This is a genomic window from Methylocella sp. (assembly GCF_041905455.1).
GTDB lineage: Bacteria > Pseudomonadota > Alphaproteobacteria > Rhizobiales > Beijerinckiaceae > Methylocapsa.
In genome coordinates this window covers 46304-60196 of record NZ_JAYRLA010000007.1, presented here as the reverse complement: position 1 = coordinate 60196, position 13893 = coordinate 46304, and the positions used below count along the sequence as shown (strand labels likewise).

At 71.0% G+C, this 13893-nt stretch carries 16 protein-coding genes; 8 read left to right on the top strand and 8 right to left on the bottom strand.

Going from position 1 to position 13893, the window contains the following annotated elements:
• Nucleotides 1-4: 4 nt before the first annotated feature.
• The 3 genes from ACE3OG_RS07750 to ACE3OG_RS07740 form a co-directional block, all read right to left on the bottom strand.
• Nucleotides 5-745, bottom strand: a complete 741-nt coding sequence (locus tag ACE3OG_RS07750) for a DUF6134 family protein (protein WP_374307323.1) — start codon at nt 743-745, stop codon at nt 5-7.
• 170 nt (nt 746-915) lie between these two features.
• Nucleotides 916-1812, bottom strand: a complete 897-nt coding sequence (gene gluQRS / locus ACE3OG_RS07745; protein ID WP_374307321.1) for a tRNA glutamyl-Q(34) synthetase GluQRS — start codon at nt 1810-1812, stop codon at nt 916-918.
• A gap of 50 nt (nt 1813-1862) precedes the next feature.
• The gene (locus ACE3OG_RS07740) at nt 1863-3938 is read right to left on the bottom strand and encodes a PHA/PHB synthase family protein (protein WP_374307319.1); all 2076 of its coding nucleotides are present in this window, start codon (nt 3936-3938) and stop codon (nt 1863-1865) included.
• A gap of 228 nt (nt 3939-4166) precedes the next feature.
• On the opposite strand from ACE3OG_RS07740, the gene ACE3OG_RS07735 reads away from it, so the two are divergent.
• On the top strand, nt 4167-4556 hold the full coding sequence (locus ACE3OG_RS07735; RefSeq protein ID WP_374307317.1) for a hypothetical protein: 390 nt from the start codon (nt 4167-4169) through the stop codon (nt 4554-4556).
• Between the two features lie 3 nt (nt 4557-4559).
• Here the strand turns inward: ACE3OG_RS07735 and nth are convergent, their stop codons facing one another.
• Entirely contained in the window at nt 4560-5291 is a 732-nt protein-coding gene (gene nth / locus ACE3OG_RS07730) for an endonuclease III (protein ID WP_374307314.1), read from the bottom strand.
• Between the two features lie 44 nt (nt 5292-5335).
• On the opposite strand from nth, the gene ACE3OG_RS07725 reads away from it, so the two are divergent.
• On the top strand, nt 5336-5869 hold the full coding sequence (locus ACE3OG_RS07725; protein WP_374307312.1) for a DUF2244 domain-containing protein: 534 nt from the start codon (nt 5336-5338) through the stop codon (nt 5867-5869).
• Between the two features lie 274 nt (nt 5870-6143).
• On the opposite strand, the gene ACE3OG_RS07720 is transcribed toward ACE3OG_RS07725, so the two are convergent.
• Both ACE3OG_RS07720 and ACE3OG_RS07715 read right to left on the bottom strand, forming a co-directional pair.
• Nucleotides 6144-6518 (bottom strand): hypothetical protein, encoded by a 375-nt coding sequence (locus ACE3OG_RS07720; RefSeq protein WP_374307310.1) that lies wholly within the window; start codon nt 6516-6518, stop codon nt 6144-6146.
• Between the two features lie 195 nt (nt 6519-6713).
• A complete protein-coding gene (locus ACE3OG_RS07715; protein WP_374307307.1) occupies nt 6714-7427 on the bottom strand; it encodes a DUF1013 domain-containing protein in 714 nt (237 codons plus the stop codon).
• Between the two features lie 225 nt (nt 7428-7652).
• On the opposite strand from ACE3OG_RS07715, the gene ACE3OG_RS07710 reads away from it, so the two are divergent.
• From ACE3OG_RS07710 to ACE3OG_RS07700, 3 genes are all read left to right on the top strand, one after another.
• Nucleotides 7653-7949, top strand: coding sequence for a hypothetical protein (locus ACE3OG_RS07710; protein WP_374307304.1), 297 nt, complete (start codon nt 7653-7655; stop codon nt 7947-7949).
• A gap of 115 nt (nt 7950-8064) precedes the next feature.
• The gene (msrA, locus tag ACE3OG_RS07705) at nt 8065-8712 is read left to right on the top strand and encodes a peptide-methionine (S)-S-oxide reductase MsrA (RefSeq protein ID WP_374307302.1); all 648 of its coding nucleotides are present in this window, start codon (nt 8065-8067) and stop codon (nt 8710-8712) included.
• A gap of 149 nt (nt 8713-8861) precedes the next feature.
• On the top strand, nt 8862-9167 hold the full coding sequence (locus tag ACE3OG_RS07700) for a hypothetical protein (protein WP_374307299.1): 306 nt from the start codon (nt 8862-8864) through the stop codon (nt 9165-9167).
• A gap of 7 nt (nt 9168-9174) precedes the next feature.
• On the opposite strand, the gene mepA is transcribed toward ACE3OG_RS07700, so the two are convergent.
• Together mepA and ACE3OG_RS07690 are read right to left on the bottom strand one after the other, a co-directional pair.
• Nucleotides 9175-10104, bottom strand: coding sequence for a penicillin-insensitive murein endopeptidase (gene mepA / locus ACE3OG_RS07695; RefSeq protein WP_374307297.1), 930 nt, complete (start codon nt 10102-10104; stop codon nt 9175-9177).
• A 131-nt stretch (nt 10105-10235) separates the two neighbouring features.
• Nucleotides 10236-10889, bottom strand: a complete 654-nt coding sequence (locus ACE3OG_RS07690) for an invasion associated locus B family protein (protein ID WP_374307295.1) — start codon at nt 10887-10889, stop codon at nt 10236-10238.
• Between the two features lie 138 nt (nt 10890-11027).
• Here ACE3OG_RS07690 and ACE3OG_RS07685 point away from each other — a divergent pair, with 138 nt between their 5' ends.
• The 3 genes from ACE3OG_RS07685 to ACE3OG_RS07675 all read left to right on the top strand — a co-directional run bounded on the left by ACE3OG_RS07685 (nt 11028) and on the right by ACE3OG_RS07675 (nt 13893).
• Complete coding sequence (locus ACE3OG_RS07685) at nt 11028-11423, top strand: DUF423 domain-containing protein (protein WP_374307293.1); 396 nt, start codon at nt 11028-11030, stop codon at nt 11421-11423.
• A gap of 101 nt (nt 11424-11524) precedes the next feature.
• Nucleotides 11525-11896 carry a response regulator gene (locus ACE3OG_RS07680; protein ID WP_374307291.1) on the top strand — a complete coding sequence of 124 codons (372 nt, stop codon included), beginning with the start codon at nt 11525-11527 and terminating at the stop codon, nt 11894-11896.
• Nucleotides 11897-11988: 92 nt separating this feature from the next.
• Complete coding sequence (locus ACE3OG_RS07675; RefSeq protein WP_374307288.1) at nt 11989-13893, top strand: AsmA family protein; 1905 nt, start codon at nt 11989-11991, stop codon at nt 13891-13893.

The following is a 13893-nucleotide window of genomic DNA, read 5'->3' as shown; positions in this document are numbered from 1 at the left end:
AAAATCACTTCACGAGGTCGGAGACGATCACCGACTTGTCCGAGCCGACGAGCTTCAGGCGCAAGAGCTCGTCGCCGTCGAACCAGAGGTCGCGATCGAAATCGGCCGGCGGCTTGGCCGCAAGCTGGTAGTGGCGCGCGTGGCGCTCGACGCCGGCGACGGTGATCTTCTCGTCGCCGAGGTCCTTGACCGCGACGGTCATGAGCGTTCCGTCGGCCGGCTCGAACAGGTCCGTGCGCGACAGCAGCGCCCGGCTCCACAGCGTCGCCGGCGTCAGCGATTTCGCCTCCTCCGACTTCTTGCCGTCGACGGTCAGCGTGAGCTTGTCCGGGCCCGGGCCCGGCTCGACCTTGACCGCGTGCTTCTTGCCGTTGTCGTCGGTCTGCGACGAGAACGCGACGAGCTGCTCGCCCTTCCATGTCTCGCTGCTCGCGTGGGCGAAGCGGTAGGCCTCGAAGCCCAGAACCTTGACGGAGATGTCCGTCTTGTTCTTGACGGTGACCATATCGCCCTTGCGCTCGACGCCGACGACGTTGACGCCGATCTTGTCGCCCTTGCGGATGATGTCGAAAGTCATCTCGGACTTCGCGGGGGCCGCGCCCCTGGGCTTGCCGGCCTCGGCCTTCGGCGCGGCCGGCTGCTCGGCGAGGCACGGGAGCGCGGCGAGCGCCGCGCCCGCCGCCAGCGCCGCGCCGAACGCGCGGCTGCGGAGGACGGGCCTGGCCTTGACGCGAAGAGCTGTCATATGCGCTCCTTGACGGGTTCGAACCGGAGGGAAGAGGCTGTGTCCGCGATGAAGGGACAGGATTCCGCAGGCGGCAGCTAGGCGCATTCGGCGAGCCGCGTCAACCGAGCCGCGTCGACGTCGGCGCGACCATGCGCCCGCATATGGGCGAGATGGCGGCGAGGCGCGCTTCATGGCGGCGCGAGCGCTTCGACGGCGAGGCGCCGGCGCGCCGCCTCCGGCGACATCCCCTCCTGGCGCCAGGCGCGCAAGGACTTGGCGCGCAGGCTCTTCGACAGCTTCTGGCCGGACGCGTCGCGCAGCAGGCGGTGATGACGCCACGCCGGCGTCGGCAGGTCGAGCAGGGCCTGCAGCAGCCGGTGCAGATGCGTGGCCATGAACAGATCCTCGCCGCGCACGACGTCGGTGACGCCCTGCAGCGCGTCGTCGGCGACGACGGCGATGTGGTAGCTCGTCCTGATGTCGCGCCGCGCGATCACCGCGTCGCCCCAGATCGCCGGCGTCGCGGCGATCCGGCGCGTCGCGTCGCCGACGCCTTTCTCGAGCCAATCGAGCGGCGCGCCTTCCGACGCGACTCGGGCGAGGGCGGCCTTGACGTCGAGCCGCAGGGCCGGCGCGCGCCCTTGCGCGACGCGGCGCGCGCGCTCGACCGGCGACAGGCGCCGGCACAGGCCAGGATAGAGCGGCGAGCCGTCAGGGTCGCGCGGCCAGTCGGGCTTGCTGGCGACGGCGGCCATCACCTCTCCGCGCGAGCAGAAGCAGGGATAGGCGAGGCCCTGCCGGACCAGCCGCTCGAGCGCGCCGGCGTAATCGCCAAAATGCTCGGACTGGCGCCGGACCGGCGTCTCCCACGAAAGGCCGAGCCAGCCGAGGTCGTCGTAGATCGCCTGTTCGAACTCCGGCCGGCAGCGCTCGACGTCGATGTCCTCTATGCGCAGCAGCATCCGCCCGCCGCAAGCTTTCGCCAGCTCGTGGTTGAGCGTCGCGGAATAGGCGTGGCCGAGATGGAGGTAGCCGTTCGAGGAGGGGGCGAAGCGGAAGGTCTGTCTCGAAAAGCTTCGCGTCATTCCCTGAAGGTCCGAAAGAGGCGGCCCCGCGCGCGCGGGGCCTGTTCGCGTCAGCCGTAGCGCACTCTCACATATTCGCCGGGCGCGTCGCAAAGCGGCGCGGCGCCGCGTTCGCCCGGAACGCGTGCGGGAACCTTTTCGGGCGCCTGCGCCGAGGCCCAGGCGACCCAGTCGGGCCACCAGCTGCCCTTGTGCTCGACGGCCGCCTTCGTCCATGCGTCGAAGTCGCCCTGCGGCCGCTCGCCAAGCCAGTACTGATATTTCGGCTTGCCAGCCGGATTGATGACCCCGGCGATATGGCCGGAGCCGGAGAGCACGTAGCGCACCTCGCCGCCGAACAGCTTGGCGCCCTTGAACACCGAGCGCGCCGGGGCGATGTGGTCCTCCCTGGCGGCGAGGTGATAGACGGGGATCTTGATGTCGGCGAGGTTCAGCTTGCGCCCGCCGAACGTCGCGTCGCCGCGCGCGAACTTGTTCTCGAGGTAGCAGTCGCGCAGATAGGCCATGTGGTTGGCGGCCGTCATGCGCGTCGCGTCGGCGTTCCACGCAAGGAGGTCGAAGGCGAGCGGCGGCTTGCCCTTCATGTAGTTGTTGACGACGAAGGACCAGATCAGGTCGTCCGGCCGCAGCATGTTGAACGAGTTCGCCATCGACGAGGATTCGAGGTAGCCCGTCGCCGCCATCCTCTCCTTGAGCTCGGCGAGCTGATCCTCGTCGACGAACAGCTTGAGGTCGCCCGCCTCGCTGAAGTCCGTCTGGGTGGTGAAGAACGAGGCGGTCTCGATCCGGTCGTCGCCGGTCTGCGCCATATAGGCGAGGGTCATCGCCAGCAGCGTGCCGCCGATGCAATAGCCCATGGCCGTGATCCTGCGCTCGCCGGTCGCCTGCTCGATCGCCTCGAGCGCGCCCATGATTCCCTCGCGCATGTAGTCCTCGAATCCCTTCTCGCGGTGGCGCGCGTCGGGATTGACCCAGGAGACCATGAACACGGTGAACCCCTGCGCGACGAGGTAGCGCACGAAGCTTTTTTCCGGGCCGAGGTCGAAGATGTAGAACTTGTTGATCCACGGCGGGATGATGAGGAGCGGGCGCTTGTAGACCGTCTCCGTCGTCGGCGCGTACTGGATGAGCTCGATGAGGTCGTTGCGGAAGACGACCTTGCCGGGCGTGTTGGCGATGTTGACGCCGAGCTCGAATTTCGAGGCGTCGTAGCGGGTGATCTTCAGGCGGCCGTTGCCGGCCGCAAGGTCGCTCGCCAGCAGCGAGGCGCCGCGCACCAGATTCTCGCCGTTCGAGGCCAGCGTCTCCTTCAGCACCTCCGGATTGGTGGCGAAGAAGTTCGCCGGCGACAGCGCGCTCGAAACCTGGCGGAAATAGAATTTGGCCTTTTCGCGCTCGTGCGGGGCGAGCTCGAGCGATTTGTCGATCAGGCCGTTCGCCCACGTCACGGTGATCGCGTGCGCCTGGCGCAGGAAATCGAAGAACGGGCTCTCGCGCCATTCGGGCGCGGCGAAGCGCTTGTCGGCCGGGTCGAGCGGAACCATCGGCTCGGCCCCCTCGGCGGCGATGCGGCGCATGGTGTTGGCCATCAGGCCGAAGAAGCCCATGACCAGCGCCGACTGCGCCTCCGCCGTCTTCTTGGGATCGCTCAGCCAGAGCTCGGCGACCTTGCCGATCGCCTTGGCGGCGTTGGCGATCTCGTTCGAGAAATCGCTCTTCCCCTCGCCGTTCTCCGCCGGCTTCAGCGTCGCCGCGACCGCCTTGCCGCCCTGCTCGACGAGGCGGGCCATGTTGTAGACGAGCTTCTCGAAATCGATCTTGGGGGCGCTCTTTCCCGTCTGGGCGAGGGGGCCCAGAACCGCGCCGAGCGGATTGGCGAAGGCCGGCGGAACGGAGATCGAGGAGAGGTTGACGGGAAAGCCCTGCGGCAGTCCGAGCGCCTGCGCCGGCGGAGCCGCCTGCGCCTCGCGGCCTGCGGACCCGGCGCCGTTGGCGCCGGCCTCCTTGGCGGCCTCCTCGCGCGGCGCGGCGTCGGCCTTCGCCCCGCGCTTCGTCTTGGCCGAGGCCTGCGCCCTCTTCTTGCGCGCCGCGACCTTGGCCTTGTTGAGCTGGGCGGCCTCCGGCATGCGGCGGGATCCTGTCGGACTCATCGGTTTCCTCCGGGCGGTTCCTTCGCGGGACCATTTTTTCGCCAAGGCGGCGACGCGGGCTCGAGGCCACGGGGCGCTCGACGGCGCCGCTTTCTTAAAGGCCTCGTCCATCATAATGGTTTTGAGACGGCGGAAAACAGCGTTGTGACGTGATCCGCCCTAAGGCATAGAGCGCCTACGCGCGAAGGATGAGGTTTGAGCCCTATGCGACTGAGAGCGCTTCCCAGAGCCCCGCGCGCCGCGGCGGCGCCGCTCGCGCTGCTTCTGGCGTTCGCCTGCATCGGCCCGCTCGCCGCGCAGGACGCGGCGCCCGCGTCGTCGGACGCGCCCGCGCGCAAGCACAATCCGACGGGCTCGCCGCTCGACACGCTGATGAACACCAAGCTCTGGCCGGACGTGCCGGAGGCCAAGGACTTCGTGCGCCAGGCGCGCCCGGACGACGACAGCCTCGACTACCGGCCGCCCTGGGGTCCCGACCGGGAGAGCCCCAAGCCGCGCTCGAAGGACGAGCTCGACGCGCTGCGCCGCGAGCTCGGCGCCGACGCCGCCCGCAACAAGGCGCGCGGCGTCGTTCCGCCCGCGGCTCCGTTCTGAGCCCTACGCCGCCGCGCCGTTCGGAGAGCCGGCCGTCGTCTTCGCCGGAAACCGGCAAAGGTCCTCGACGACGCAGCGCCAGCACTCCGGCCGGCGCGCCTTGCACACATAGCGCCCGTGCAGAATGAGCCAGTGATGGGCGTTGAGCCTGTAGCGCTCCGGCGTCACGCGCTCGAGGCCGAGCTCGACGGTGAGCGGCGTCTTGCCAGGCGCGATCGGCATGCGGTTCGACACGCGGAGGATATGGGTGTCGACGGCGATCAGCGGCGCGTCGAAGGCGACGTTCATCACCACATTGGCCGTCTTGCGGCCGACGCCGGGCAGGCTCTCGAGCGCCTCGCGCTCGCGCGGGACCTCGCCGCCGAAACGCTCGATCAGGAGGCGCGACATGGCGATCACGTTCTTCGCCTTGCCGCGGTAGAGGCCGATCGTCCTGATCATGTCGCGCAGCCGGTCCTCGCCGAGATCGACCATCTTCCGCGGCGTGTCGGCGAGCGCGAACACCGCCTTGGTCGCCTTGTTCACGCTGACGTCGGTCGCCTGCGCGGAAAGGGCGACGGCGACCAGCAGGGTGAAAGGGTTGCGATATTCGAGCTCGGTGCGCGGCTGCGGCAGCGCGGCGGCGAGCCGCGCGAAGATCGCCTCTATCCGCGCCGCCTCGCCCGTTTCGGCGCGGCTCTTTCGCGCCCGCGGCGGGCGGGCGGACGCGCCGGCGGAGCTGGATGTTTTCGCCATTCGCGCGTTATAGTTTCATGCTCCTCTGGAAAGAAGGAGGTTTTATGCCGACCGAGGAATCGGGGCCGCCCGGGCCGGCGGAAACGCGCTCCTGCGCCGGCGACGCCGAACTGTTCCACGCGCGCCTCCATCCTCACCGATCGCTGCCGCCCGCCGGCTTCCGCGTGCTTCTCGTCGCCTTCGGCCTCGCCAACGTCGCCCTGAGCGCGCCCTTCGTCATGCTCGGCGCCTGGCCGGTGCTCGGCTTCTGTGGCCTTGACGTCGCGCTGTTCTATTTCGCCTTCCGCGCCAGTTTCGCGCAGGCGCGGGCGTTCGAGGACTATATCGTGACCTTCTTCGATCTCGTCGTCGCCAAGGTGAGCGCGCGAGGGCTGCGGGACGAATGGCGTTTCAATCCGGCCTTCGTGCGGCTCGAGCGCGAAACGCATGAGGAATTCGGCGTCGAGCGCGTGCGCCTCGTCTCGCGCGGGCGCAGCCTCGAGGTCGCATCCTTCCTCGGCCGGCGGGAGAAGGAGGATTTCGCGGCGCAACTGTCGGGCGCGCTGGCGCAGGCGAAGCGCGGGCCGCGCTATTCATAGACGGGACAGGCTGCGCGTCGCGTCGACGGGCTTGAGGCGCAGATCGCGTCGTTCGTAAATTAAGGAGGGCCGGAGAGGGACGGCCGTTCCGACATGCGGAACGGCCGGCCAGACATGGACCCGCCTGAACCTTACGGGAGGGCGGACCGTCCGAAGTTGCGAAGGCATCGAGAACTTCGCGCCGTGAGCCTACAGCCTCGAGACGGCGCCGATTGACCCAAATATGTCATACGCGTTCACAAATTCTTCGTGATTGTCACGCGGGGCGCCGCGCTCAGCGCGCATAGCCGTAAGCGTAGCCGCCATACGTCACTGGCGGCCCGGAAAAGATCACGGTGTCGGCGTAGAGTCCGCGCGACTGACAGACGGCGGTCGCGCGGAAGCGCGCCGTGTCGCCGACGAGGTCGGCCTGGGGCATCGGCGCGACGACGCAGCGCGGGTCGAGCTGGTAGGCCGCCGCGGCCGCGTCGGCCCTCGAGGGCGCGGGCGGGGGAGAATAGGGCGCATAGCCGAGATCGGCTGCGAACGCGCCGCCCCCGGCGGCAAGCGAGACGACGAGCGCCGACGCGCGAATCGCCGTCGCGCGACCGGAAAAGCGCGTCCCCCGCGCCTCGCGCCGTCCCGTCGCGCGCCCGAACCTGCGTTTCATGCCGCCGCTCCCGCCTTGCGTCCGCGCGTCTCCGCGCCGGACGGAGCGATGCGGCCTGATTCGCAGGTTATTGTAGCAGCCTGCGCACGCGGGCGCGAGTGTTTTCAACCAATACGATAAATAGACAATTTTAAGTAATTGCTTCAGGGCGCGATTCGCGCCGGCCGCGAACGGTCGGCGCGCCAACCGTGAGCCTCACTCGCGCGTCTTCAGGTCCTTGAGGCTCGCGAACACCGAATCGACGTCGACGTCGTCCTCCTCGGGCGCCTTGGGGGAGGGCGCGCCGAACACGTCCGCCTCGGTGCGCGGCTCGTCGTAGCGGCGCGTCGTCGCCTCGGCCGGAAGCAGGGCGTCGGCGTGCGGCTCCTCGACGTGATGCGGCCTGTCCTTGGCCGCGCGGTTGACCTCGAAATCAAGGTCGATCTGCGAGCACAGGCCCAGCGTCACCGGATCGGCCGGGGTAAGCGCAGCGGAGTTCCAGTGGGTGCGGTTGCGGATCGCCTGCAGCGTGGTCTTGGTGGTGCCGGCGAGGCGCATGATCTGCGCGTCCTTGAGCTCGGGATGGTTGCGGATCAGCCAGAGAATCGCGTTGGGGCGGTCCTGACGGCGCGACAGCGGCGTATAGCGCGCCCCGCGCTTGCGCGGCGCCTCGGGCAGGCGCACCTTCGACTGCGCAAGCTGCAGCTGGCGGCTCGAATTCTTCTCGCAGGCGGCGATCTCCTCGCGCGTCAGCTGGCCCGAGGTGATCGGATCATGTCCCTTGATGCCGCTCGCCACCTCGCCGTCGGCGATGCCCTTGACCTCCAGCGGATGCAGTTTGCAGAAATTGGCGATCTGGTCGAAGGTCAGCGAGGTGTTCTCGACGAGCCAGACGGCCGTGGCCTTGGGCATGAGCGGCGCGGTGTTCATTCACTCTACTCCTTTGCGCGCCGGGCTTGTGCGCCGGGCCCGCGGCGCGGCGGCGGCGCGACGGGCGGATTTGCGGCTGGCGGGGGCGCCGCGCCGCGGGGGCGGCGCCCGCGAGGCGAGGCACGCGAGCCTCGACATCAGCCATGACGGGAATGGCGGGAATATAGGCGCCGGCGCGTCCGAAGGCAAACGCGCGAGGCCCCCGCGGCGATGATCCGCGCGCTCATGCGTCTGATCGCCCTCGCCGCCGGCTCCGGCGCCTTCGCGCTCGCGGTCGTCGACGTCGCGCACGGCCTCGTCCAGCGACGCCTCGTCGTGACCAGCGCCGACGCGCTGGCGAAGGCGCTCGCGCCCCTGCTCGCCCCGAACCTCGCCTCCGCCGCCGCGGCGCGCGCGCCCCTGGCCGCGCTCGAGCTCGTCGGCGCGATCCCGGCGGCGCTCCTGCTCACGGCGGCGGCGGCGCTCGCCCTGCGTCTCTCCCGCCCGCCAGCTGGCCGCGCCGGCTTCGACGTCCGCGGCTGAGCGCCTGCGCCCTTTCGGAAGGCGCGCATTGCCGAACGCGGCCGCCGTTCCCATCTTCGCTAGGCTCGCCTCTTCACGCCGCGCGCCTCGCGCGCCCAGCCCGGAAGAACCGCCGATGTTCCGCAAGCCGATGACTCTGCCGAGCGCCGCCGAAGCCCTGCCGGGGCGTCCCGATCCCCTGCTCACCGCCCAGACCCATTTCGTGACCGGACGACGCATCGTCCCGCCCTTTCCCGAGGGGCTCGAGACCGCGCTGTTCGGGCTCGGCTGCTTCTGGGGCGCGGAGCGGAAGTTCTGGCGGGCGGGCGAGGGGATTTACGCCACCGCCGTCGGCTACGCGGGCGGCGCGACGCCCAATCCGACCTATGAGGAGGTCTGCTCGGGCCTCACCGGCCACAACGAGGTCGTCCTCGTCGTCTTCGATCCGAAGCTCATTTCCTATGAGCGCCTGCTCGGGCTCTTCTGGGAGAGCCACGATCCGACGCAGGGAATGCGGCAGGGCGCGGACGTCGGCACCCAGTATCGTTCGGGGATCTATGTCGACGGCCCGGCGCAGCGCGCGGCGGCCGAAGCGAGCCGGCGCGCTTATGGCGAGATCCTCGCCCGCTCCGGCTTCGGCCCGGTCACCACCGAGATCATCGACCGGCCCCCGTTCTATTACGCCGAAGGCTACCACCAGCAATATCTCGCCAAGAACCCCAACGGCTATTGCGGCCTCGGCGGCACCGGCATCTCGTGCCCGGTCGGCGTCGCCGCCGTCTGACGGGCGCCGGTTTCGTGCGCTGGCGCACGGCCGGCGCAAGGGCGACGAACTTTAAGTGTGAATAGCCCGCGCGCTTAGGATTCGTGTTATAAATCCGGCGTAAAAATGGCCAATCTGTGGCGTCGCCTGCGCGAGCTGGAGATCCGGCGATGATTTCGACCAGTCCCGCCTTCGTTTTCGCCTCGCTTTTCTCCGTCTGCGCGGCGGCCGTCGTCCTGCCGGCTTTCGCCGCCCCGGCGACGCCGAACGCGGCGCCCCCGGCGCTTCAGGCCGCCCATGAAGCGCCGCAGGCCGCGCATGAGGCGCCGATCGTCTCCGGCCGCAGCGTCGCCTCGCGGCGCGGCTCGAGGCTCCATCACGTCAGGATGAAGCCGGATCCCCTCCTCGTCAGCGCGCCGGATCTCGCCGACGCGCAGGGCGCGGCTCTCGACCCGCAGCCCGAAACGGCGAAATAGCCTCGCCTCACGGCGTGCGCAGCACCAAGCGGCATTCGGCGGGAAGCTGCGCCATGGTGAGCGGCGGCTTCGGCTTGCCGGGTGGGCCGGGCCGCGGATGCAGCACGGCGTCCGAGAACCACCAGTCGAGCGAGGCGTCGCAGCCGTCGCCGGGCGGCGTCGGCTCCTGGTCGCGGCAGGCGTCCTCGCCGGCGGGGCAGGCGAGGCGGATGTGGAAATGATAGTCGTGCCCGAAGATCGGGCGCACCTTGCCGAGCCATGAGCGGTCGCCGCGCGCGTCGCGGCAGATCGCCTTCTTGATCGCGGCGTTGACGAACACGCGCTGCACCCGCGGATCCTCCGCCGCCGCCTTGATCACCGCCATATGGTCCGGCGTCCAGCGGGTTGGGTCGACGTCGAGGCGGTCGGCGCGCACCACCATGGTCGAGGACATCTCCTCGCGCTCGGAGCGGGAGAGCTCGCGCGAGGGCATCGGCCGCAGCCAGATGTCGGCGTCGAGGCCGATCTGGTGCGAGGCGTGGCCGGTCAGCATCGGACCGCCGCGCGGCTGCGAGATGTCGCCGACGAGAATTCCCGGCCAGCTGCTGACCTGCCGCGCCTTGCGCGCGAAGCTCTGCAGGAAGGCGATCATCGCCGGGTGGCCCCAGTAGCGGTCGCGCGAGAGGCGCATCACCTGCCAGGAGTCGCCGGTCAGCGGCAGGGCCTTGCCGCCGGCGAGGCAGCCGCGCGAATAGAAGCCGATGGTGCGGGAGGCGAGCGGCGCCGGGCCGTCGACGCGCCCGAACAGCTCCTTGGCCGGCGTCGAGGGGCTTTGCGGCGCGGCGAGCGGCGGCAGGACGCGCGCCTCGACCGTTCCGCGCTCCTGCGCCGCGGCGCAGGAGATCGCGAGGGCGAAAGGCGCGCACAGCGACGTCAGTTTGAGCGCAAGCCTTCGCATCGATCCGCCTCCTTCGCCGCGCCGCGACGATGAGGGTTGAAGCGCGCGAGCGCGGCTTTTTTTCGTCGCGTCGCCCGCCGGAGCTTTCGCCCGAAGCGGTTAATCCGTCGTTAACCGCAGGGGCGCCGCGCTCACCGCCTGGCGAGCGTGTCGAGCGCCTTGTCGAAACCCTCGAACGAAACCTCGACCGAGACCGGCCTCTCGGCCGGGTCGGTGAAGGTGAGCCGCCCTGGCTGGGCGCGGCCGCGGAAGGCCTTGACCTCCTCTTCGGTCAGCGGCGCCTCGGCGATGCAGGCGGCCTGCACGCAGGCCTTGATCGGCAGCTTGAGCGGCGGCGCGGCGGGATCGCCGGCGAACTCGACGCCGGGCGCGATCATCACGTTGACCGGAATGAGGATGATGAGCTTCATCGGCGCTGCGGGCGCCGACGCCGCAGGCTGCGGCGCAGCCGGCTGCGCCGCCGGCGGCGGCGTTTGCGCCTTCGCCGCCGCGGCGGGCGCGGCCTTCGCCTCCTTGGAATCCTTGGGCGCGGCGGGCGCCGGGGCGATCTGCCGCCCGATGGCGATCTGGGCGACCGGGTCCTTCTGGCCGACCCGCTTGACCGTCGATCCGATTTCGCAGGCGCGCTCGCCCGTCGGCCCGACGCCGCAGCGCAGCGTCCATTCGCCGAACATCACCACTTCCGGCGCGTTGGCCTCGGGCTTCGTCTGGGCGCGGGCGGCGCCCGCGAGCGCGGCGCCTGCGAGCAGCGCGGCGCAAAGGGTGAGGCGGGTGCTGGCGGCCATGGGCTCCTCGTGCGGGACTTTGCGCGTCCTCTTGCGCGGCGGCGCGTCTTGGCGTCTTGTCTGCGCGCCGGCGAGCGCAATAGCACGCGCCCGCCGGCGGCGACAGGATTTCTCGCGACGTCCGGAGACCGGCCGCCGATGCGCGACAATTTCGTCCTCGGGCTCGCCGGAGCCGCCCTCGCCGGGATTCTCGGCGCGCTCGGCGTCGCGCTCAGCGCCGTCGGCGCGCACGCCGGGTCAAGCCCGCTCGTTTCGACGGCCGCCTCGTTCCTGCTCTTCAACGCGCTCGCGCTGCTCGGCCTCTCCGGCCTCACGCTCGCCGCGCCGGCGGCGCCCGCGTCCGGCTTCGCCCTCGCCGGCGCCCTGCTGCTCGTCGGCGCGCTGCTGTTCAGCGGCGACCTCTCCTCGCGCGCCTTTCTCGGCGGCCGGCTGTTTCCGATGGCCGCGCCGATCGGCGGCTCGCTGATGATCGGCGGCTGGATTCTCGTCGCGGTCTGCGCCCTCGTCGCCCTGATGCGGCGAAAACACGGCTAAGGGAAGGTCTTATCGCGATCTGGCGCGCCTCGCGCGCGCGTCGTCTGGACAAGGCGCCGGCCTCGTAGCAAAGTTTGGACCTCTGGAGAAAAGGGAGCCTGATGACGCGCTCGAGCGGTCCCGCGGGCAAGCGCATCCTGATCGTCGAGGACGAGCCGTTCGTCGCCGTCTCGCTGCAGGACGCGCTGAACGAGTTCGGCTTCGACGTCGCCGCCTGCGTCGGCGACGTGCGCGGGGCGATCGACGTCATCGGGCGCGAGCGGCTCGACGGCGCGCTGCTCGACGTCAGGCTCGGCGGCGAGCGGTCCGACGCCGTCGCCGACCTTCTGGCGCTGCGCGACTGCCCGTTCTTCTTCACCACCGGCTTCGACCAGGCGGACCTGCCGCCGGCGCATGCGAAGCGCGCCGTGCTGCGCAAGCCCTTCGGCGGCGCCGAGCTCGCCCGCATGCTCGAGCGCGTGTTCGGCGACTGATCGAGCCCGGCGCGTGGGCGCGCCAGCGCAATTTCGCCGCCTTCGTCGCCGAATAGTCGCGCCGGACTGGTTTTGAGCGGAGCTTTCAGGCGGTGGGCGACAGCGAATCGGGAAGGACGCCGGTCCGCGCGGCGGGCGCCCGGCGGCGCGCCCGGGCGCTTCTCGCGGCGCTGTGTCTGCTCGCCGTTCCCGCCGCCCTCGCCGGCGTCGCCTCGCTGACCTTTTCGCCGGCGGCGCTGCGCGAGGCGATGATCGCCGAGATCCGCAAGGCCACGGGGCTCGCCGCGCTGGCGCAGGGCAGGGCCGTGCTGGTCGTGCTGCCGCAGCCCCACGTCAACGTCGAGGCGGTGAGCTTCGCCGACCCCGCCGGCGCGCTGCGCGTCGAGGCGCAGGAGCTCAAGGCCTATCTGCGCGTCGGCGCGCTGCTGCGCGGGCGGCTCGAGGTCGCCTCGGCGACGCTGGTGCGCCCTGACATCCACGTCGACCTTTCGGCGCGCGGCGCTCCCGTCGTCGGCGCGCCCGACAGCTCCCTCGCGCGCGCGCTCGCCGCTCCCGCCGCGACGCCGCAGGCGCACGCCGACGAGGCGAGGCTCGGCGCGCTGACCATCGTCGAGGGCCGCGCCGCCGTCGTCGCCGCCTCGGGGACGGAATCCGTCCTCGAAAGGATCGACGCCACGCTCGACTGGCGCCGTCCCGGCGATCCGGCGCGTCTTGCGGGATCGGCCGCCTTCCGCGGCTACGCCGCCGAATTCTCCGTCGTCGTCGACCGGCCGGCCGACCTGCTGCGCGGCGCATCCTCGAACGTCAACCTTTCGCTCGACGGGCCGAGGCTGTCGCTTTCGGGGCAGGGCGAGGCCGCCTTCGCGCCGAAGCCGCAGTTTTCGGGACGGCTCGCCGCCTCCGCCGCCTCCCTGCGCAAGCTGGCCGAGGCGGGCGGCTATTTCGTCGCCCTGCCGGCGCCGCTCGAGGATTTCTCCCTGACCGCCGACGTCAACCTCACGACGCCCGCCGCCAGCTTCTCCAACCTGCGGCTGCGGCTCGACGGCAACGAATATGAAGGCGCGCTCGCCGTGCTGACCGAGGAGGAGCGCCCCGCGCTCGCCGGCACGCTCGCCGCCGGGCGCGTCTCGCTGCGGCCTTTCTTCGCGCGGCTCGCCCCGCTCGTCTCGCGCGAGGGCCAGTGGACGCGCGAGCCCTTCGAACTCGACGAGCATGATCTCGCCGATCTCGACCTCAGGATCTCGGCCTCGCGCCTCGCGCTGCCGGGCCTCGACCTCAAGGACGCCGCCGTCTCGCTCATGAAGCGCGGCCCGCGCCTCGACGTCGGGCTGATCGAGGCGGGCGTGGGGCAGGGGACGATCAAGGGACGGGCCTCCTTCGTCAAGACGGAGGCGGGGCTCGAGGCGCGCGTCTCGGCGGCGCTCAACGGCGTCGACGCCGCGGCGCTGCAGCCCTCCGGCGGCGAGCCGCGGCGCCTCTCGGGCGCGGCCGTCGCCTCCGCCAGCGCGCAAGGGACGGGGCGCTCCATGGCCGAGCTGATGCGCAGCCTCGAGGGGAGCGCGCAGGCGAGCCTCGCGCAGGGCGAAATCCTCGGCCTCAACCTCGCCGCCGGCCTGCGCTCGGTGGAGGGGCGTCCGCTCTCGCTCGCGCAGGACATCCGCTACGGCTCGACGAGCTTCGAAAGCGCCGGCTTCGGGCTGAAGATCGCGCATGGCGTCGCGCAGATCGTCGACGGGCGCCTCGACGGCCGCTCGTTCGAGCTCGCCTTCGCCGGGCGGATCGACCTCGGCGAGCGCGCGCTCGACGCGCAGGCGACCGCGCAGTCGACGGCGAAGCCGGCCGACGCCTCGGACAGGACGCCGCGCCGCTTCTCGTTCGAGGTGTCGGGGCCGTTCGACGACCTCGTCCTCACGCCCGACGCGCAGAGCCTGCTCCGGCGCTCGGACGCCGCCGCGCCGCTGTTCGGGCGCGGCGTCAAGCCCGCGCCGGCGAATTAG